Below are 19,361 nucleotides of genomic sequence, written 5' to 3'. Positions count from 1 at the left end.
GTCAAAAATAAATATTTTCATCTGCAGGACTTAATGTGGCTCCCTGAAACAATCTGCACTTTGAAGTTTATTGAGTATACTTTACTGCTTTCCCTGTTCAGTATGCTTCCATCACAAGAACGAGATATTCAGGTGGATGAATACAAGCTTTCTGCTCAGGTGATGTTATGGGTGGAGGAAAATTATATGAAAAAAATTAGTCTGGATAATATGACTTCAGATTTGAAAAAGTCAAAAAGCTATATCTCCCGACGATTTCATGCTGAAACAGGAGAGAAATTAAGTGAATATATTACCACCTACAGATTAAGAAAGGCTTGCGAATTTCTGTTACGAAGCCAGAAAAGCATCAATGATATAGGAAATATGGTTGGATATTCAGATACAACATATTTTATCACTGCCTTTAAAAAAGGGATAGGGGAATCACCTCTACAATACCGTAAACATCACCAGAAATGAGTGTAGGTTAACTATTATCGACCCGATATTTACTGTAATGAACCGGTATTCGGGGAATCGGAGATCGATTCAGGCACCACTTTGCCCCTTGCATCGAAATAACGGATATCACCTTTATTTCAAAGGCGAATAAATGCGTAAACTGGTGCAAATCGATCAGGCGAGTTAAAACCTAAAGTAAGAAATAACCAGCGCGAGAAGCATGTTCGAAATCGCCGGAATCTCTGACTGGAATAATCGGAATATGCAGTATGTACGGAAAAATGATGGGGGGCAACGGAGGGAGTGAATCAAATTCTGTCCATATTCTCCTGGGGCATATTGATTTATTTCGGCATCATCTTTCACGCTCAATGATCCGGATGCAGGTAAACCCAGGTGATATGTGCAAGCCAGAGAACTAAAGGTGATGATAAAATATACCGTGAGACATTAAACTGAACGGGAATGCCGAACTGAAGTATTTCGAGAGCAAATGTAAACCACAGACAATGAAAATGTATCGTACACCGGCACAGACCGACAGACAACAGGGTTTCAGGCTTGCTTATTTTGTGGTTCAATTTCGAAGAAATTGTTAAGCTTTAAAATAAACAAGTGGAGCGCGGACAGAAAATTCAATTCCGGAGGAATTGTTAATTTTCAGGCACCGCGCCTCACCTGCAAACAGCCGCGCCCACGCGGATTTTGCAGGCCGGGGGGAGCCAAATAAATTTCGCCGCCCCAGCGAGCGAAAAGCTGTCGCCCACGACAGCGGTTTATTTGGGGGGGCCTGCCCCGCACACCGTCAAGCCAGGTAATATTTCCCGCCCACGGAGAATATTACCGATCAGGCGCGACCAACCCCTTTAAAGCGGCGTTCCCGTTTTTTCGCTCCGAGCTCGCGAGGAAAAGAAAAAACAGGCGAAACGCGCGTCTTAAAGGGGTTGGTCGCGCGTAGCGCGTGACGGTGTGCCGCTTTTGACTCTGGGGGTTTTGACGTAGCGTTCAGCGGAGTCATTACCCCATGTGACATGCAGTGAGGGCGTCCAGCCCGAGCGTAATGACACACGCCGTTGCCCGCTATTCGGGCGTTTCAGGTGGCGGACGACCACGGGTCGGCTGTCATCTGAAAGCGCGGATAACGGGCATGCCCGCAGGATACGGGCAACCGCTTCATGGACGTCATCTGTGGGCGTCGACAGTGGGCGTGGGGTCTGACGTCCATCCGCGACGCCCATAGTCAACGCCTGCGTCAGCATGAAAACAGGTACCCGTTACGCGTCCGTTTTCATGAAAAAAACTGAGCCTGAAATGCTTACTGTTTGCCCCACTCAGTCGCCCAATACCGGAGGGCGGATAAACGGGGCGATGTCACGGGTCGTACTTCGACGGGGGACACCTGCCGGAGATGCTCATGGGTGAAGGGGTCTGTCTCTCATGGGTGCTCCCGAAACGTCTCCCGTCAATGTCAGTGATGCGGTATACGCAGGCTCTTTGCCGCCCGCACCCGCAGCCTGCGAATATTCCGGATACCTCATATTCGGAATATTCGCAGGGGGAAAATAATATCTCCTGTAATATCTATTATTCCGCCAGCCCTGACATAAGGCTAAAGCCACATTCCCTTGCCGTGATGTAGCCCCCTGAAACACCGGACAGTAGCTGTATCTCCAGATAAGAGATAGGCTTAAATATATGTCTAACAACCATGTTAATTTTGAGATGACCGGGATCCTGTTAGGGCAAGAAGCCCGTAAGCGTAAGACTCCGCAAGAGAAAATTGCCATCATCCAGCAAACAATGGAGCCGGGTATGAATGTCTCCCACGTTGCTCGTCTGCACGGTATTCAGCCCAGTCTGCTGTTTAAATGGAAGAAGCAATATCAGGAAGGTAGCCTCACCGCCGTTGCGGCCGGAGAGGAAGTGGTTCCGGCTTCGGAGCTGGCGACTGCACTCAAACAGGTCCGGGAACTACAGCGTCTCCTGGGTAAGAAGACGATGGAAGTTGAGATCCTCAAAGAAGCGGTGGAGTACGGCCAGTCGCGAAAATGGATAGCGCACGCGCCCTTGTTGCCAAAGGACGGGGAATAGCTCTGGTTAGTCGCACCATGAGCGTGTCGCGTGCGCAGTTATCACTGCGGGTGAGCCGCTCTGCCGACTGGCAGGACAGGCGCAGCAACCGGCGTAATGACGAAGCTGATGCAGAGATACTGTCGGAGATCCTCGGCATCATCAGCGACATGCCCAGCTACGGTTACCGGCGGGTGTGGGGTATCCTGCGTAAGCAACGCCGTGTAGAGGGACTTCCACCGGTGAACGCCAAACGGCTTTACAGGATAATGAGCGAGCATAACCTGCTGTTGTTGCGTGATAAACCAGAGCGTCCGAAGCGGGAGCATAAAGGCAAAATCGCGGTAGCGGAAAGCGATATGCGCTGGTGTTCAGACGGCTTCGAGTTCGGTTGTGACAACGGCGAGAAGCTTCGGGTGACGTTCGCACTGGACTGTTGCGACCGGGAGGCCATAGACTGGGCAGCGAGCACGGGAGGCTACGACAGTTCAACGGTACAGGATGTGATGCTGAGGTCAGTGGAAAGGCGCTTCGGTAGCACGCTGCCGGGTAAACCAGTGCAGTGGCTGACAGATAACGGTTCAGCGTACACCGCGCATGAAACGAAGAAGTTCGCGCGAGAACTGAATCTGGAGCCGTGTACAACAGCGGTGAGCAGCCCACAAAGTAACGGCATGGCCGAACGGTTCGTGAAAACGATGAAGGAAGATTACATCGCGTTCATGCCAAAACCAGATGTGGGAACAGCGCTACAGAACCTTGCAGCGGCGTTCAATCACTACAATGAAAATCACCCGCACAGTGCGCTGGGATATCACTCTCCGAGAGAGTACCGGCGGCAGCGGGCATCGTTAACTTAAGATACAAAAGCTGTCCGGAGATGGCGGGTCAAGATCACACATTCCCTTGCCGCTTACTCTGTTCAGACTTTATCCATCAGATATCGGTGGGCTTTTGACGCTGCACTGGCCGCCCTGAAAATATAACGTTTATCGTTTTTCAGTGCTTTCAGCCAGGATGCAATATAGCTTTCGTGCTGAACCTCACCTTCAATGCTTAAATCTGCCATCAGAAACGCGCTACCGAGTTCCGCGCACAGCTCCTCGAAAGCGTAACACTCACTGCCAAATCTGCCTTTCATTTCGCGGTTAAGGCGGGCTTTTGCCCCGGTCCAGTGAACCAGCTCATGCAGGCCGGTGGCATAGAAGTTCGCCGCATCGTTAAACAGATGGCGCTCAGGCAGCCAGATTTCATCCGTAGCGGGCATGAAGAATGCATTCTGCCCTTTCTCGATGATTTTCGCACCGCTGCGGCTGAAAAGTGCTTCCGCCTGCGGTAGCGGGTCAAACGTGGCTGCCGGTGCTTCTGCACCGGTTTCGTCCGTCGCAGGCAGGCCGTCAATCTGGTCAACATTAAACACGGTGAAGGTTTTCAGCATCGGGATATGCTCCGTCTCGCCCTCGTCGTTTTCTTTCTCCAGCGTGGTGTAGAAAATGGCGGTTGTCCCGCGCTCTCCCTTACGTACCTGACCGCCAGCGGCCTGCGACTGTTTGTACGTCATCCACCGTGAATCACTGAATCCCTGTTTCGAAGCACTACACCACAGCAGCATAATATTCATCCCGCTGTAAGCCACGTCGGTAGCATAATTAACAGGCAGACCGGACATTCCCGGAACACGCTGCCAGGATCATGAGGGATAAGTATGGTTTTAATATACTGGCTATGTGGTTATCCGGTGAAAGTGCCAGACTCCGGTTTATATACCTGCTTTCATGGACAGACAAAACAGCCATGAACAATTCATGGGCAGAATTTATGGCAGATGAAGAATGGCGCACGATTAAAAAACAATTCTGGGAAACCACTCCTGAACCAGTATTATCTATAGAGGATATTGTGTTGGAAGCGGCTGATTTTTCATCTCCATTATAAATTTTAATCAAAAAAGTTGCACAGTCTGAAACTTACTTTCAGACTGATTCAGAGAATGGAAATCCCCATCCGTCCGATGAGGAAAATTAATAGTATCAGAAAAAAAACTCTGATAAACCCACTGCCATACCGCAAAGCTAAAAATACGCCCGTAATTGCCCCTGCAACATTACAAATACCGACTATACCTCCGGTTATCCACAACACATTCCCTGACGGCACAAAAAAAAGCAGTGCAGCAGTAAAAGTCCCAAGGTTTATTAATTTGGCTGATGCAGAAGCATTCAGAAAATCAAAACCAAAATATTTAACAAAGGCAAACAATAAAAGACTTCCGCTGCCTGCTCCGAATATGCCATCATAGAATCCGATAAAAGCGCCTAACACTATCCCCAACAGTATCTCTTTCAGACCAATCCTGATATCAGTATGTAGTCGTCCCAGATCTTTTTTTATGAACGTATAGACTGCCATAATAATAAGGACTACAAAAACCAGATATTCCATAAACTCTCGTGGTATAAGAGAGACAGTGTATGCGCCAGCGAATGAAAAAACAAATGCAGCGCCCATTGTCGGAATAATAAGCTTCCATATAATCTTTACCCTGCGGAGATAACCTGAGACAGAAAATGCGTTCCCGAGCAGAACTGCCAGTTTGTTGGTGCCAAAAATCGTTGCCAGACTGGAGCCAGGTAGAGCATGAATAAGCGCAGGAATTTGAACAAGCCCTCCGCCACCAACAGCAGCATCGATCAGACCACCACAGAAAGCGAAGCCTCCCAGTGCAAAAAGAGAAATATCAATATTCATAACTTATTACAATCCCCACAAAAGCCATAAAGACATATTTTAAACTTATTTCTCTTGTAACACCTGAGGCATTATTGCCTGCCCCATAAAAGGCAACGAACAATACGATAGGCAGTCCCGTATTTCAGTGAGTCAGAACGTTTTGTAATGCAGAAAAAGCGACGCCAACTCTCCTGTTATAATCAAGCATGGCATGTTTAAGTCGTTCTGTATCGAATGACATCCCCGCAATACGGCCAAAGGCCTGTAACGCGGCCAGCGCATGCAAGCCATGCCTGTTTTCCACCTCCCCGGCATGGCCCATGACGTAACCTTTGGCATTACGCAGAGTTTTAGTGTCCTCATTTAACGACGCATTGAAGGATAATAACTTCCCCTCAATAAACTGGGCAAGAAAATTGTATTCGCGTCCGTTCCAGAGTTCAGAAGCTACAGAGACCATCATGGCATCCATAACAGACTGCAGATGTTCAGGAGAACGCATTGCAGACTTATGTTTTGCAATGCCAGTATTGTAGAGGAAATCAGAGAATTCATTACACTCATTGATTTTATATTGATCATCAACCCAGGCTGCGGCCCTGAAAGCATTTGTCATATATTTATACATTCCGTCATGCCCCTTCTGGCCAAGTCCAAAGTCATCTTTTGTTACTTCATGCATATGAGCCAGAACGTTATGATAGATAGCCTGATCTTCATGTGAAATATAAAGTGCATCAGCGGACAGGCGCATGATTATTTTTCCGGATACCAGGCTTGTCGTTTTGTGCGTTTCATTCCAGCCGTTAAAGAAGCTGAGGACACCGGGATCAACTTTATCCTTTTTCAAAAAGGCAAGAAAAGTCCCTTCCGCATAAGCCTGCGCCTCCTGAGTTATCTCATGACAAAGAACGTCGTACATCATATTCTGAATGTCTTTGACATGATCAATACGCGCGGGCACGGGTGACCTGCGAACATCTCCGGCTATCCAGCGACCAGGGATTTTTAACATTGCGATATGTTCAGGCAAACCATCGATGAATATCTCACCCAGTTCCTGCACAGAATAAGATTTTTTCGATTTGTCATCACAACTTTGCAAAGATAAAGAAGTCATATATTCACCTCTGTTATTCACGGACTGAAAGTATTTAAAGACTCCTGATCCATTCATTGGTAAATGGATGAAAAATTGACTATTTTCTGTTTTCATTGCGGCGTTTAAAAAATAATGTCTGATTCCACCTGCTTCAGGCATTGTAGGATGATTGATTAACACACTACAACTGACTTATAGTGAGTTAATTATTCACTTTTAGTGAGGTGTTAAGGGATGGATTTATCTCAGTTGAAAATGTTTAAAACCGTCGCCGAGCAGGGTAGCATTGCCAGAGCATCCGAAATACTGCACTGCGTTCCCTCAAATATCACAAACAGAATCAAGCTCCTGGAAACGGAACTGGGTGTTTCTCTTTTCATCCGCAAGGGGCGCGGCCTAATCATCACACCTTCGGGAGAAATACTGCTTGAGTACGCCAGCAAAATACTGACTTACTGCCAGGAAGCCCGCCGGGCACTTGAGCCCTCATCAGAACCTGGCGGGATCCTGCGGATCGGAGCGATTGAATCTGCCGCAACAGGACGGCTACCGATGGTTCTCTCAAAATTCCACCAGAACTATCCTGCAGTCCAGGTGCAGTTCAGTACAGGGACATGGCAACAGTTAGTCAGTGACGTCGCCGGGCATAAACTTGATTGCGCTGTTATCGCGACAAAGGATGACCATCCGGATATCACTTATGTGAATGCTCACCAGGAATCACTGGTATTGATTGCCTCTCCTTTTACGGGAAAGATCTCTGTCCCTCAGGATCTAAAAGGTAAACGGATTTATATGTGGCCACACGGGTGTCCTTACCGACAGGCCCTTGAGCGTTGGGCCAATCAGCATCAGGTCACGGTCGATATCACCAGCATTGCAAGCTACGGAACGATTCTTGGATGTGTCAGCTCCGGAGCAGGTGTCTCGCTGGTACCTGCCGGCTTTTTTGAACAGTTCAAAAGAACAGGTAATATCAGGGGATATACATTTAACGAGTTATTCCCCGTACAAAATTACTTTATAAAAAATAGCAGAATAGACCTTCATCACGCACGTAATGCGTTTGAAACGTTATTACGTGCTGAATTATGATGTAGCCCCCTGAAACACCGGACAGTAGCTGTATCTCCAGATAAGAGATAGGCTTAAATATATGTCTAACAACCATGTTAATTTTGAGATGACCGGGATCCTGTTAGGGCAAGAAGCCCGTAAGCGTAAGACTCCGCAAGAGAAAATTGCCATCATCCAGCAAACAATGGAGCCGGGTATGAATGTCTCCCACGTTGCTCGTCTGCACGGTATTCAGCCCAGTCTGCTGTTTAAATGGAAGAAGCAATATCAGGAAGGTAGCCTCACCGCCGTTGCGGCCGGAGAGGAAGTGGTTCCGGCTTCGGAGCTGGCGACTGCACTCAAACAGGTCCGGGAACTACAGCGTCTCCTGGGTAAGAAGACGATGGAAGTTGAGATCCTCAAAGAAGCGGTGGAGTACGGCCAGTCGCGAAAATGGATAGCGCACGCGCCCTTGTTGCCAAAGGACGGGGAATAGCTCTGGTTAGTCGCACCATGAGCGTGTCGCGTGCGCAGTTATCACTGCGGGTGAGCCGCTCTGCCGACTGGCAGGACAGGCGCAGCAACCAGCGTAATGACGAAGCTGATGCAGAGATACTGTCGGAGATCCTCGGCATCATCAGCGACATGCCCAGCTACGGTTACCGGCGGGTGTGGGGTATCCTGCGTAAGCAACGCCGTGTAGAGGGACTTCCACCGGTGAACGCCAAACGGCTTTACAGGATAATGAGCGAGCATAACCTGCTGTTGTTGCGTGATAAACCAGAGCGTCCGAAGCGGGAGCATAAAGGCAAAATCGCGGTAGCGGAAAGCGATATGCGCTGGTGTTCAGACGGCTTCGAGTTCGGTTGTGACAACGGCGAGAAGCTTCGGGTGACGTTCGCACTGGACTGTTGCGACCGGGAGGCCATAGACTGGGCAGCGAGCACGGGAGGCTACGACAGTTCAACGGTACAGGATGTGATGCTGAGGTCAGTGGAAAGGCGCTTCGGTAGCACGCTGCCGGGTAAACCAGTGCAGTGGCTGACAGATAACGGTTCAGCGTACACCGCGCATGAAACGAAGAAGTTCGCGCGAGAACTGAATCTGGAGCCGTGTACAACAGCGGTGAGCAGCGCACAAAGTAACGGCATGGCCGAACGGTTCGTGAAAACGATGAAGGAAGATTACATCGCGTTCATGCCAAAACCAGATGTGGGAACAGCGCTACAGAACCTTGCAGCGGCGTTCAATCACTAGAATGAAAATCACCCGCACAGTGCGCTGGGATATCACTCTCCGAGAGAGTACCGGCGGCAGCGGGCATCGTTAACTTAAGATACAAAAGCTGTCCGGAGATGGCGGGTCAAGATCAAAAGCAGTTGCATTCTGATGCAACGCAATCTGCAACTTGAAGTATCACGGGTATAATAATTTAACGTCTAATTCTCGCATATCATATATCCTATATTAATAACATTACATTAAATCGCAAGAATGCTTTATAATTCCGGATAGTTTCTCTTTAAAACTAACCCTCCTTAGTAAGTCGTCAGTTAAAACCACAACATCTTTATCCCGAGATTGATTAAATTGTTCATTAATCCATCTAAAGTTGTTCTTGCAAGCATTATATGTTAATAGTTCTGTTAACTGTTCTAAGCGTAGTTTCTCTATGGGCTATAATAACTCGGGTTATATTGAGCTTTTTGATGGCTACATTTACATAACGTTCACTCTCTGTATCGAGAGAACTCGTTGCTTCATCCATAAATAATATACCTGGTTTTCGATAAAGTGCTCGGGCAATAAAAATTCGTTGCTTTTGTCCTCCTGAAAGCCCTTCACCCAGCTCACCGATAAGTGTTTCGTAGCCCATTGGCATTTTCATTATCACATCATGAATATAACTGGCCCTGGCACACTCTGTCATCCAGGCTTCATCCATCTCTTCTGCGAACCCACAAATATTTTCCCTGATTGAACCTGAGAATAGCCGGTCATCCTGCATCACACAGGCAATCATCCTGTAAGCATCCCGGTAAAACGAACCATTAACTTTTAGAGATCTTCCGACATACTGATTATGTCCTCTGAGGAGATCGCCATGCGTAAAGCCCGATTCACCGAACACCAGATCATTGCCGTTCTGAAGTCCGTCGAAGCCGGACGTACCGTTAAGGATGTCTGCCGTGAAGCCGGTATTTCTGAAGCCAGCTATTACAACTGGAAAGCGAAGTTTGGCGGTATGGAAGCTTCTGATATCAAGAAGATGAAAGACCTGGAGGATGAAAACCGCCGCCTCAAACTGATGTTTGCCGACCTGAGTCTGGAAAATCGCGCACTAAAAGACGTCATCGAAAAAAAGCTTTAAAACCAGCGATAAAGCGTGAACTCATCAGCTATCTGAAAGCCGTGTTTTCGATGAGTGTACGTCAGGCATGCAGGATGTTATCGCTGAGCAGGACGGTCTATTTTTATCAGCCCGATACCCGGCGCAATGAACGGGTGATCCAGGCACTGACTGAGCTGGCGGAGCGCTATCCGCGATACGGTTTTAAGAAGCTGTTCCAGCTTCTGCGCAGGCAGGGGCACACCTGGAACCATAAACGCGTTCACCGGATTTACTGCCTGCTGAAACTGAATTTTCGTCGCAGGGGAAAGCAGCGTCTGCCAGTGCGTAACCCGGCACCACTGGCCACGCCGGAGGCGTTAAACCAGAGCTGGTCCATCGATTTTATGCATGATGCGCTGATATGCGGCAGACGCTTCCGGACCTTCAATGTGGTGGAGGACTTTAACCGCGAAGCACTGGCGATAGAAATCGACCTGAATATCCCAGCGCAGCGGGTGATCAGAGTGCTGGACAGAATAGTGGCAAACCGCGGTTATCCACTGAAGATGCGGATGGATAACGGACCAGAACTGGTCTCTCTGGCGCTGGCACAGTGGGCAGAGGAGCATGGCGTGATGCTGGAATTTATCAAGCCGGGAAAGCCAACGCAGAATGCCTTTATCGAGCGTTTTAACCGGACGTACCGGACAGAAATCCTGGATTTTTATCTGTTCAGGACACTGAATGAAGCACGGGAAATTACTGAGCGCTGGTTGATGGAATATAACAGCGAGCGACCTCACGAGTCTCTGAATAACCTGACGCCGGAAGAGTACCGACTGATGGCTGATAAACCGGAACTCTCAAAAAGTGCGTGGAACTAAAGTGGGTGTGCTTACAAGCCCAGCGCCACCGCTTTAAAACCCTTTTCCGGCGAAGAGTCGGCTTTATCAGCCATACGCTGTTGGGCCGGGTTGATACTCTGTGCCAGCAGTTTGCGGATATCGTCACGTTTCTGTCTTGCCTCAGAAAGCAAAACGAGAGGATAAGCGCCAAGACTGACGCGGGACTCTTTACCCCTGAAACGATATTTGAGATACCAGATACGCGAGCCGCCCGGATTGACCAGCAGATACAGACCGTGTGAATCGGAGAGTTTTACAGAACGAGAAGAGGGTTTTAAATTGCGGATTTTAGAATCGTTTAAAGACATTTGAGGGTCACTCCAGAATCGAACCAATCTGACCCCAAATCTGACCACCAAATTAACCGGATGCGGAGGGAAAACCAGATACGCATCGGGAAAGATTTTTACGCTAACTTATTGAGTTGTAATCGAATAAGGACTTATAAGAGAGCGTAAGAATCGGAATTTGGCTCCTCTGACTGGACTCGAACCAGTGACATACGGATTAACAGTCCGCCGTTCTACCGACTGAACTACAGAGGAATCGTGTGAACGGGGCGAATATTAACGGTGACGCCCGGCCTTGTCAAAGGCTGTTTCGCACATTGCAAACCGTTTGCCGATTTATTCTCCACTTTGCGCGAAATTCGTCGTTTCGCCTGGAAAAGGGTTACGTTTCGCGCACCTGGCTTTTGCTGCGCGGGTATTTCCACAGCCAGCGTCCGCTCACCATTCGGCAGTAAAACAGCACGCCGCGCACCGCCCAGTCGAGCACCATTCCCAGCCACACGCCAATGACGCCCATGCCGAGCACGATGCCCAGCGTATAGCCCGCCACCACGCGGCAGCCCCACATCCCCAGCATCGACACCCACATGGTGTAGCGCACGTCGCGAGCGCCTTTAAACGCGCACGGCAGGGTCCAGGACATCGCCCAAATCGGCATAAAGAAGGCGTTCAACCACAGCAGCTCTTTAACCACCACTTTGACATCCTCTTCGCTGGTATAGAACGAGGCGATCAGGTTGGCAAACGGCGCGGTTCCCCACGCAATCACCGTCAGGACGATGGTCGATAGCCAAAAGACGTGCCACGCCTGGCGCTCCGCCTGCCCAATCTGGCCTTTTCCCAGCCGGGTACCGGTAATGATGGTTGAGGCAGAGCCGAGCGCGTTTCCCGGCAGGTTAATCAACGCGGCGAAGGAGAAAGCGATAAAGTTGCCGGCAATCACGTTGGTTCCCATGCCGGCGACAAACATCTGCGTCAGCAGCTTGCCGCCGTTGAACAGCACCGACTCGATGCTCGCCGGGATACCAATGCCCATCACTTCCCAGATAATGGCAAAGTTCAGCGGTTTGAAATAGCTCTTCAGCGAGATACGCAGCGCGGGGTTAAAGCCGACGGCTAATACCCACACGATCGCCACCGCCCCGATGTAACGGGCGATGGTCAGCCCCAGCCCTGCGCCGACAAAACCGAGCCCCGGCCACGAAAAGACGCCGTAAATCAGGATACTGCTGATAATAATATTGATGATGTTCATCCCGCCGTTAATCAGTAGCGGAATTTTTGTATTGCCCGCGCCGCGCAGCGCGCCGCTGCCGATCAGCGCAATCGCCGCCGCCGGATAGCTCAGCACCGTCAGCTCCAGGTAGGTTAAGGCCATATCCTTCACCTGGGCCGAGGCGTCGCCGGCGACAATATTGATAATCTCTTTGCCGAAGGCGTGGATCAACGCCGCCAGCAGAATGGAGAACAGCGTCATTATCGCCAGCGATTGCCTTGCCGCCGCCCTCGCGCGTCGCGGATCGCGCTTGCCGAGGCTAAAGGCCACCACCACCGTCGTCCCGAGATCGATGGCGGCAAAGAACGACATGATTACCATATTAAAGCTGTCGGCCAGCCCTACCCCGGCCATCGCCTCTTTTCCCAGCCAGCTCACCAGGAACGTACTGACGACGCCCATCAGCAAAACGCAGCTATTTTCCAGGAAGATAGGTACTGCCAGCGGACTGATTTCACGCCAGTAAAGTACGCGATAACTCTTACGTTTTTTGAACCAGGATGTTCGTTCTACAACCCTGCGTGCTGCGGATGTGACGTTCAAGGGAGACCTTAGTGAGAAAAGTTGAAACTACATTTCAAATGATGATCGAGAAACGCTAATCCTGCAAAGCATTTTTCCTTCTAAATTGTCGGTAATTACAACAAATTGTTGATAGAAGCGGCGGTTGATCGGCAAGAGCAGAATAGATGTTTGACAAAATATTTTTCGCCGCTAAGATACGACCCCACACGATTCCTCTGTAGTTCAGTCGGTAGAACGGCGGACTGTTAATCCGTATGTCACTGGTTCGAGTCCAGTCAGAGGAGCCAATTTATCGCTTTCATACATCCTTGCGAATCCTTATCTGATGTTGATTCAACAGGTTAGTGTGAAAACTCTTCCCGGTGCATTTTGATTTTACCCTCCGCATCGGGAAAAATTGGTGGTCAAATCTGGGGTCAGGTTAGTTCGATAATGGAGTGACCCCCATATGTCCCTTAGCGACGCGAAAATCCGCACTCTCAAGCCCACTGATAAACCCTTTAAAGTCTTCGATTCTCACGGTCTGTATCTGCTGGTCAAACCAGGCGGCTCACGTCACTGGTATCTCAAGTACCGAATTAACGGTAAAGAATCGCGCATTACGCTGGGTGCCTATCCTGCCGTCTCCCTGTCTGATGCACGACAGCAGCGTGAAGGTATCCGTAAGATGCTGGCACTGAATATCAACCCGGCAAAGCAGCGGGCCACTGAACGTGGTTCACGCACACCGGAGACAGTGTTTAAAACCGTGGCACTGGCATGGCATAAAAGCAATAAAAAATGGTCGCAGAACACCGCCGACCGCCTGCTTGCCAGCCTGAACAATCATGTCTTTCCGGTTATCGGGCACCTGTCAGTATCAGAACTTAAACCCCGTCATTTCATTGACCTGCTGAAAAGCATTGAGGGAAAAGGCCTGCTTGAAGTTGCGTCCCGCACGCGGCAGCACCTCAGTAACATCATGCGTCATGCGGTTCACCAGGGGTTAATCGACAGTAACCCAGCGGCAAACCTTGAAGGCGTGACGACACCTCCCGTCAGACGGCATTATCCTGCCCTGCCACTGGAGCGCCTTCCTGAACTGCTTGAACGGATTGACGGTTATCACCAGGGACGGGAACTCACCCGGCTTGCAGTCCTGCTGACGTTGCATGTGTTCATTCGCTCCAGTGAACTGCGCTTTGCCCGCTGGTCAGAGATTGATTTCAGAAACCGGGTCTGGACGATACCCGCCACACGGGAACCCATTGCGGGGGTGCGTTATTCAGGGCGCGGGGCCAAAATGTGCACCCCACATATCGTGCCCCTCTCGGAACAGGCTGTCGCCATTCTGGAACGGATTAAAGAAATATCCGGCGGGTATGAACTGGTGTTTCCCGGCGACCACAATCCGTATAAACCAATGTGCGAAAACACGGTCAACAAGGCACTGCACCTGATGGGATACGACACGAAACAGGATATCTGCGGGCACGGTTTCCGGACAATGGCATGCAGTGCCCTGATGGAATCCGGTTTATGGTCACAGGATGCGGTGGAGCGCCAGATGAGCCATCAGGAGCGCAACACCGTGCGTCTGGCTTACATTCATAAGGCTGAGCATCTTGAAGCCCGCAAGGCGATGATGCAGTGGTGGTCAGATTATCTGGATACGTGCCGTAAATCTTACGTCCCGCCCTATATTCAGGGCCGGGAAAAGCGCGATACCGCCGCCTGACCTGTCAATTACCCGTTCAGAACATTTACTCCGTATCAGTGTAAGCGTTCAGCGAGTGCCGTATTGACGGCTATTTATTGGTGAGATCCACGTTCCAGGGCAGAAGTTCAGCCACTTTGTTGCTGGGCCACTCCGGCAGAACGCTCAGGATATGGCGTAGGTAAGCCTCCGGGTCGATGCCATTCAGCCTGCACGTACCGATCAGACCGTACAGCAGGGCTCCACGCTCACCACCGTGATCGCTCCCGAAGAAGATATAATTTTTCTTGCCAAGGCAGACAGCTCGCAGCGCGCGTTCTGCCACGTTGTTATCAGGCTCTGCCAGGCCATCATCGCAGTAGTAGCACAGCGCATCCCACTGGTTCAGGGCATATGCGAACGCCTCCCCCAACCGGGATTTTTTCGACAGCGTTGCGCTTTTCTCCTCCAACCACACATGCAGGGATGCCAGCAGCGGCTTACTCCGGGACTGCCTGGCTGCCAGCCGCTCAGTTGCCGGGAGGCCGCGTATTTCCTCTTCTACCGCGTACAGTTCACCGATACGTTTCAGGGCTTCCTCTGCTGTGACCGTCTGAGTACTTATATAGACGTCGTGGATTTTTCGGCGCGCGTGGGCCCAGCAGGCTGCTTCTGTTAGCGGGCCGCCGTCACGCTCTGCACTGAACAACCTGTCGTAACCAGCGAAGGCATCGGCCTGCAGAACGCCATGGTAATGGCGAAGATGTTGTTGAGGATGTTTCCCCTGCCGATCCGGCGAGAAGGCGAACCACGCTGCGGGCGGGTCTGACGACCCCGCGTTCCGGTCATTGCGAACGTACGTCCAGATGCGCCCGGTTTTCGTCTTCTTTCTGCCCGGTGCCAGTACCGGCACCGGAGTGTCATCCGTATGCAGTTTGCGGCAGTCCATCACGTAGCGGTAAAGAGCCTCATCCAGCGGGATCATCAACCGGCAACAGGCATCCACCCAGTTGGAGAGCAGAGCCCGGCTCAGATCCACGCCCTGACGGGCAAAGATTTCGCACTGGCGATATAGCGGCAGGTGTTCACAGTATTTGGCCGTTAACACCCGGGCCAGCAGACCCGGACCGGCGATACCCCGATCGATAGGGCGTGATGGCGCAGGCGCTTCAACGATGCAGTCGCATCGGGTGCAGGCCTTTTTCACCCTGACCGTGCGGATCACTTTCAGAGCGCTGGAGACCAGCTCCAGTTGCTCTGCGCTGACTTCTCTGAGGTATGCCATATCGCTGCCGCAGTCCGGACAGCAGGTTTCGGCGGGCTCCAGCCTGTTTATTTCGCGTGGAAGATGGTCAGGCAGAGGACGGCGATGGCGCGACTGTCGAAGCTGACGCGGAACCTGCTGATCGTTATCCCGGCCGTTGTAACGATCGCTTTGCTGCTCCTGCTGTTTCAGCAGGGCTTCGGCGTCTTCAACCTGTCGGCGAAGTTTTTCGGAGCGGGTACCGAACAGCATCCGCCGTAGTTTTTCTATCTGTGCCCGCAGATGCTCTATTTCGCGCTCTTCGTTCTCTATTTTCTCTTCTGCGCGGGCCAGCGCAGAACGCAGGAACGACTCAGTCTCTGCAACGAGGCTGAGCCGACTGTCTTTCTGGCGAAGCGCGTCTTCCAGCGCGGCGATACGGGCGATATAGTCCTGACTCATGACCTCATTTATAATGCGGTCATGCTCTTTTTACAACATTGTCAGTGAGTTAAGTCGGGCTGTTTTTGGCTGACGCCAGTCCAGCTTATCGAGGAGCATGGCGAGTTGTGAGCGGGTGATGGCGATTTTACCCTCGCGTACAGCAGGCCAGATGAACTGGCCTTCCTCCAGCCGTTTGGTAAACAGGCACAGACCGTCAGCATCAGCCCAGAGGATCTTCACGGTGTCACCTTTGCGGCCACGGAAGATAAACAGGTGCCCGGAGAACGGATTTTCATCAAGTGCATGCTGTACCAGCTCGCCCAGTCCATTGAACGATTTACGCATATCCGTGACGCCAGCAACCAGCCAGATACGGGTGCCTGACGGGAGGGATATCATTGGCTTCTCCCGGTCAGCTCGCGGAGCAGCACGGCCAGCAACTCCGGTGACGGGTTCTCAAGCGTCATTTTGCCGTGGCGGAACTCGACGCAACAGGAGGAGGCGTTCAGCGCTGAGAACTGAGCTGGCTCAGTGTTCATCCTGCCAGATGGAGTCGGATCAGGTACAACCTCAACAGGTAGTATCGTTGGTAGTGATGAAGTCACTACGGTAGCCGGAAGGCGGCGCGATATGCGGCCTTCATTCTGCCAGAGCCGCAGCCATTTGAAGATGACGTTATCATTAACGCCGTTTTCACGGGCAATCTGAGCAACGCAGGCGCCGGGACGGGAAGCCAGTTCAACCATACGGAGCTTGAAGTCATTCGAATAATTCTTGCGGGGTTCTTTTCGCCAGTATTGGGATTCCATACTTAGATGTCCGTCTGTAACAAGTGGGCGTCTAAGTTACCAGTACTGGTTTAATGGCTACATACGGCACTGGGTTTACGCTTACGTATCAGTGTGTGCTGATACGGCTTTTCTATTTTGTACAGCAATGCAGAAAGGCCGAGCGCTCCTTTAAACGTTCCGAAGACCTAAATAGGTGATCCTAATACCGCTACACTTTTGTCAGTCCATGTTTTCCACCTGGGAACGGACTGACAGTATCCATAAAGTGACGGACTTTCTTCAACAACTGCCACATTGAGCGGCACTGGTGATTACGGGTAATAGTTTCGTGCAATGCCAGCCACGGATAATCCGACCCGCTACAGATACGTTCGCACGGAATCTTATTTATTCAGTAACGTCGCGGGGAACTCACATTGACAGAACGGCTTTGAACACTTGCGGTGAACCAACCGACTCAGGTTTCAGAGCACGTATTGTGTCAGGCGTTGAAGTACTGACCAGGGTGTTGCCGACAGGTGTCGAAGTATGCTGTGGTCGAATAATCAGGACACTAAACTTACATCCAAAATGGAGGTGTTTAGTGAATCAGAAGCGAAAGTTTACGCCAGAATTTAAGAAGGAAACGGTGGCCCTGGTGCTGACGCAAAATTACTCCATTGCGCGTGCCGCAACTTCTTTGGGGATCAGCGCCAAAACATTGCGCAGTTGGGTCGCCGCCGCGCGCCAGCGCCATGAAAGTCCGCTTAGTGAAGATGAACAAGCTGAACTCCGAAGGCTACGTCTAGAAAACAAAGAGTTACGCATTGAGAAGGAAATATTAAAAAAGGCGAGCGCCTTCTTTGCGAAGCACATGTCGTGAGATACCAGTTTATCCTCGATAACGCAGGTAATTACAGGCTACGGACGCTTTGTCGCGTGATGCGCATTAGCCCGTCCGCATGGTATGCCTGGCGAAAAAAGCCGATAGCCTGCCCGTCGAAAGATACCGCAGTCAGGGTGATGCTCAAGGCGTTATTCTCTGCCAGTCGGGAAAGTGCCGGGAGCCGAACGCTGGTTAAAAAGCTCCGTGAAGAAGGCGTCACCATAAGTCGTTGGCGCGTTAGAAAAATCATGAGCGAAGAGGGACTTCTCTGCCGGCAACGCCGTGCCTGGAAGGTCACAACGAAACCGAAGAAAGGGGCTGATTTTGCACCAAATCTGTTGAATCAGAACTTCAATCCTCCCGGACCGGACCAGATATGGGTGAGTGATATTACGTATCTGAAAACGGGTGAAGGCTGGTTGTACCTGGCTGCGATCATGGATTTATATTCCCGCCGGATCGTCGGTTGGCACATTGACAAGAGAATGACATCGTCGCTGGTTTGCCGGGCTCTCATGCAGGCTTACAACCTGCGCAATCCACCGACAGGGCTGGTCGTCCATACCGATCGTGGAGCGCAGTATACCAGCAAGCGCTTCCAAACGCTGTTAACCAGTTACGGACTCAGAAGCAGCATGGGAGATGTTGGCGCCTGCTGGGATAACGCGGTAATGGAGCGTTTTTGGGGCAGTTTGAAACATGAATGGGTGCTGTTGATCCCGCAGCAGACGCGGGCAGGTATGAAACGTGATGTTGCAGACTATATGCGTTATTACAATCTTGACAGAAACCATGCTTCGAATGGGTATTTATCGCCAGTGCGATATGAACAGATGGCTGAGAAAAAAGTGTCCTGTTTAACTTGACCAGATCAGTACTGACTGCGGTAATGGCAGCAGAGGCGCGCAAGTTCTGACTCCGCCGTAAGGCCCGTGGTTACTGGTCTGTTCCGTTTTTCGCTGTCAGGCTCTCAACTCCCGACATCAGGTGTCGCGGCCCGTGAGTCAGCTTATGACGCGGGTATTGCCATCCGGGCACGTCACTCTGAGAAGGTGAAGCCATTCAACGGTAACAGCTCATGCCGCCGTTCTTCCGGCCAGGACGGCAGACGTTTCAGCACATCCGTTAACCACGCATGTGGCTCCAGACCGTTCATTTTTGCCGTCTCCAGCAGCCCCATGATTTGAGCGGCCCTTTCTCCGGCGGCCAGAGACCCTGCGAACAGCCAGTTTGCGCGTCCCATGGCCACCGGCCTTATGGCGCGTTCGGCACGGTTATTTTCCACGGGAACCCTGCCATCTTCCAGGAAGCGAACCAGTGACGGCCACGTTTTAGCCTTTAGCGGATAATTTATCGCTTTATACAGCGCAGATCCTTTCGGGCAGGCGTCCAGTTGCTCTGTCAGCCAGGCATGCAGTTTATCCAGCAGAGGTTTGATATACCGTCGTCGCCACCGCACCTTATTCTTCGGTGAGCGTGAGCGGATACGCTCCTCCAGGCTGAACATCCGGGCCAGCACTTTCAGAACGAACCCTGCCCGCGGATCACCGCTGGCCTTATATAACTCAGCGAACCGTCTGCGGGCATGGCTCCAGCATCCGACGTTGGTTAGA

14 protein-coding genes, 2 tRNA genes and 6 pseudogenes are annotated in these 19,361 nt (G+C 51.0%); 9 read left to right on the top strand and 13 right to left on the bottom strand.

Translation table 11 applies throughout. The features are described from left to right. The first annotated feature begins 33 nt into the window (after window positions 1-33). Entirely contained in the window at window positions 34-462 is a 429-nt protein-coding gene (locus tag AC1M2H_RS10430; protein ID WP_480151296.1) for a helix-turn-helix transcriptional regulator, read from the top strand. 1,704 nt (window positions 463-2,166) lie between these two features. Next, a protein-coding gene (locus tag AC1M2H_RS10425; RefSeq protein WP_480151850.1) for an IS3 family transposase occupies window positions 2,167-3,374 on the top strand; the annotation gives its coding sequence in 2 pieces (ribosomal slippage) (window positions 2,167-2,488 and window positions 2,488-3,374; 1,209 coding nt in all). 62 nt (window positions 3,375-3,436) lie between these two features. On the opposite strand, the pseudogene AC1M2H_RS10420 reads toward AC1M2H_RS10425, so the two are convergent. Further along, window positions 3,437-4,201, bottom strand: a pseudogene (locus AC1M2H_RS10420) (ArdC family protein); the annotation flags it as partial. 107 nt (window positions 4,202-4,308) lie between these two features. Here AC1M2H_RS10420 and AC1M2H_RS10415 point away from each other — a divergent pair. After that, on the top strand, window positions 4,309-4,449 hold the full coding sequence (locus tag AC1M2H_RS10415; protein ID WP_480151295.1) for a hypothetical protein: 141 nt from the start codon (window positions 4,309-4,311) through the stop codon (window positions 4,447-4,449). Between the two features lie 48 nt (window positions 4,450-4,497). Here the strand turns inward: AC1M2H_RS10415 and AC1M2H_RS10410 are convergent, their stop codons facing one another. Next, window positions 4,498-5,262 (bottom strand): sulfite exporter TauE/SafE family protein, encoded by a 765-nt coding sequence (locus AC1M2H_RS10410; RefSeq protein ID WP_480151294.1) that lies wholly within the window; start codon window positions 5,260-5,262, stop codon window positions 4,498-4,500. A 124-nt stretch (window positions 5,263-5,386) separates the two neighbouring features. Continuing rightward, the gene (locus AC1M2H_RS10405; RefSeq protein ID WP_480151293.1) at window positions 5,387-6,526 is read right to left on the bottom strand and encodes a hypothetical protein; all 1,140 of its coding nucleotides are present in this window, start codon (window positions 6,524-6,526) and stop codon (window positions 5,387-5,389) included. 54 nt (window positions 6,527-6,580) lie between these two features. Here AC1M2H_RS10405 and AC1M2H_RS10400 point away from each other — a divergent pair, with 54 nt between their 5' ends. Together AC1M2H_RS10400 and AC1M2H_RS10395 are read left to right on the top strand one after the other, a co-directional pair. Next, on the top strand, window positions 6,581-7,441 hold the full coding sequence (locus tag AC1M2H_RS10400) for a LysR family transcriptional regulator (RefSeq protein ID WP_480151292.1): 861 nt from the start codon (window positions 6,581-6,583) through the stop codon (window positions 7,439-7,441). Between the two features lie 88 nt (window positions 7,442-7,529). Next, window positions 7,530-8,737 (top strand): annotated as a pseudogene (locus AC1M2H_RS10395) (IS3 family transposase). Between the two features lie 292 nt (window positions 8,738-9,029). Here the strand turns inward: AC1M2H_RS10395 and AC1M2H_RS10390 are convergent. Further along, a pseudogene (locus AC1M2H_RS10390) lies at window positions 9,030-9,431 on the bottom strand (ATP-binding cassette domain-containing protein); the annotation flags it as partial. Between the two features lie 75 nt (window positions 9,432-9,506). On the opposite strand from AC1M2H_RS10390, the gene AC1M2H_RS10385 reads away from it, so the two are divergent. Continuing rightward, window positions 9,507-10,618 (top strand): IS3 family transposase gene (locus AC1M2H_RS10385; protein ID WP_480151291.1). Its coding sequence is split into 2 segments (ribosomal slippage): window positions 9,507-9,768 and window positions 9,768-10,618, totalling 1,113 coding nucleotides; the frame shifts between segments, so codons are not numbered across the junction. 20 nt (window positions 10,619-10,638) lie between these two features. Here AC1M2H_RS10385 and AC1M2H_RS10380 read toward each other — a convergent pair. The 4 genes and pseudogenes from AC1M2H_RS10380 to AC1M2H_RS10365 form a co-directional block, all read right to left on the bottom strand. Then, window positions 10,639-10,947 (bottom strand): annotated as a pseudogene (locus tag AC1M2H_RS10380) (Arm DNA-binding domain-containing protein); the annotation flags it as partial. Between the two features lie 161 nt (window positions 10,948-11,108). Continuing rightward, window positions 11,109-11,184: transfer RNA gene (locus AC1M2H_RS10375), tRNA-Asn, on the bottom strand. A 127-nt stretch (window positions 11,185-11,311) separates the two neighbouring features. Beyond that, the gene (locus AC1M2H_RS10370; RefSeq protein WP_480151290.1) at window positions 11,312-12,748 is read right to left on the bottom strand and encodes an EmmdR/YeeO family multidrug/toxin efflux MATE transporter; all 1,437 of its coding nucleotides are present in this window, start codon (window positions 12,746-12,748) and stop codon (window positions 11,312-11,314) included. Between the two features lie 95 nt (window positions 12,749-12,843). Next, the gene (locus tag AC1M2H_RS10365; protein ID WP_426814233.1) at window positions 12,844-12,936 is read right to left on the bottom strand and encodes a DUF5951 family protein; all 93 of its coding nucleotides are present in this window, start codon (window positions 12,934-12,936) and stop codon (window positions 12,844-12,846) included. A 5-nt stretch (window positions 12,937-12,941) separates the two neighbouring features. On the opposite strand from AC1M2H_RS10365, the gene AC1M2H_RS10360 reads away from it, so the two are divergent. Beyond that, a tRNA-Asn gene (locus AC1M2H_RS10360) sits at window positions 12,942-13,017 on the top strand. A 161-nt stretch (window positions 13,018-13,178) separates the two neighbouring features. Next, window positions 13,179-14,447 (top strand): tyrosine-type recombinase/integrase, encoded by a 1,269-nt coding sequence (locus AC1M2H_RS10355; RefSeq protein WP_480151289.1) that lies wholly within the window; start codon window positions 13,179-13,181, stop codon window positions 14,445-14,447. Between the two features lie 70 nt (window positions 14,448-14,517). On the opposite strand, the gene tnpC is transcribed toward AC1M2H_RS10355, so the two are convergent. From tnpC to AC1M2H_RS10335, 4 genes and pseudogenes are all read right to left on the bottom strand, one after another. Then, window positions 14,518-16,110, bottom strand: coding sequence for an IS66 family transposase (gene tnpC / locus AC1M2H_RS10350; RefSeq protein ID WP_480148900.1), 1,593 nt, complete (start codon window positions 16,108-16,110; stop codon window positions 14,518-14,520). Between the two features lie 30 nt (window positions 16,111-16,140). Continuing rightward, entirely contained in the window at window positions 16,141-16,491 is a 351-nt protein-coding gene (gene tnpB, locus AC1M2H_RS10345) for an IS66 family insertion sequence element accessory protein TnpB (RefSeq protein ID WP_191939720.1), read from the bottom strand. After that, window positions 16,488-16,901 carry an IS66-like element accessory protein TnpA gene (gene tnpA, locus AC1M2H_RS10340; RefSeq protein WP_480148419.1) on the bottom strand — a complete coding sequence of 138 codons (414 nt, stop codon included), beginning with the start codon at window positions 16,899-16,901 and terminating at the stop codon, window positions 16,488-16,490. The genes tnpB and tnpA overlap by 4 nt, the downstream gene beginning before the upstream one ends. Window positions 16,902-17,091: 190 nt before the next feature. After that, a pseudogene (locus AC1M2H_RS10335) lies at window positions 17,092-17,226 on the bottom strand (IS630 family transposase); the annotation flags it as partial. A gap of 201 nt (window positions 17,227-17,427) precedes the next feature. On the opposite strand from AC1M2H_RS10335, the gene AC1M2H_RS10330 reads away from it, so the two are divergent. Then, a protein-coding gene (locus tag AC1M2H_RS10330; RefSeq protein ID WP_480151902.1) for an IS3 family transposase occupies window positions 17,428-18,614 on the top strand; the annotation gives its coding sequence in 2 pieces (ribosomal slippage) (window positions 17,428-17,704 and window positions 17,704-18,614; 1,188 coding nt in all). A 173-nt stretch (window positions 18,615-18,787) separates the two neighbouring features. Here the strand turns inward: AC1M2H_RS10330 and AC1M2H_RS10325 are convergent. Beyond that, a pseudogene (locus AC1M2H_RS10325) lies at window positions 18,788-19,360 on the bottom strand (IS66 family transposase); the annotation flags it as partial. Window position 19,361 lies beyond the last annotated feature (1 nt).

The organism is Klebsiella sp. F11 (assembly GCF_056712265.1).
Note: the sequence above shows the minus strand (reverse complement) of the source record. Positions and strands in the feature narration are given on the sequence as shown.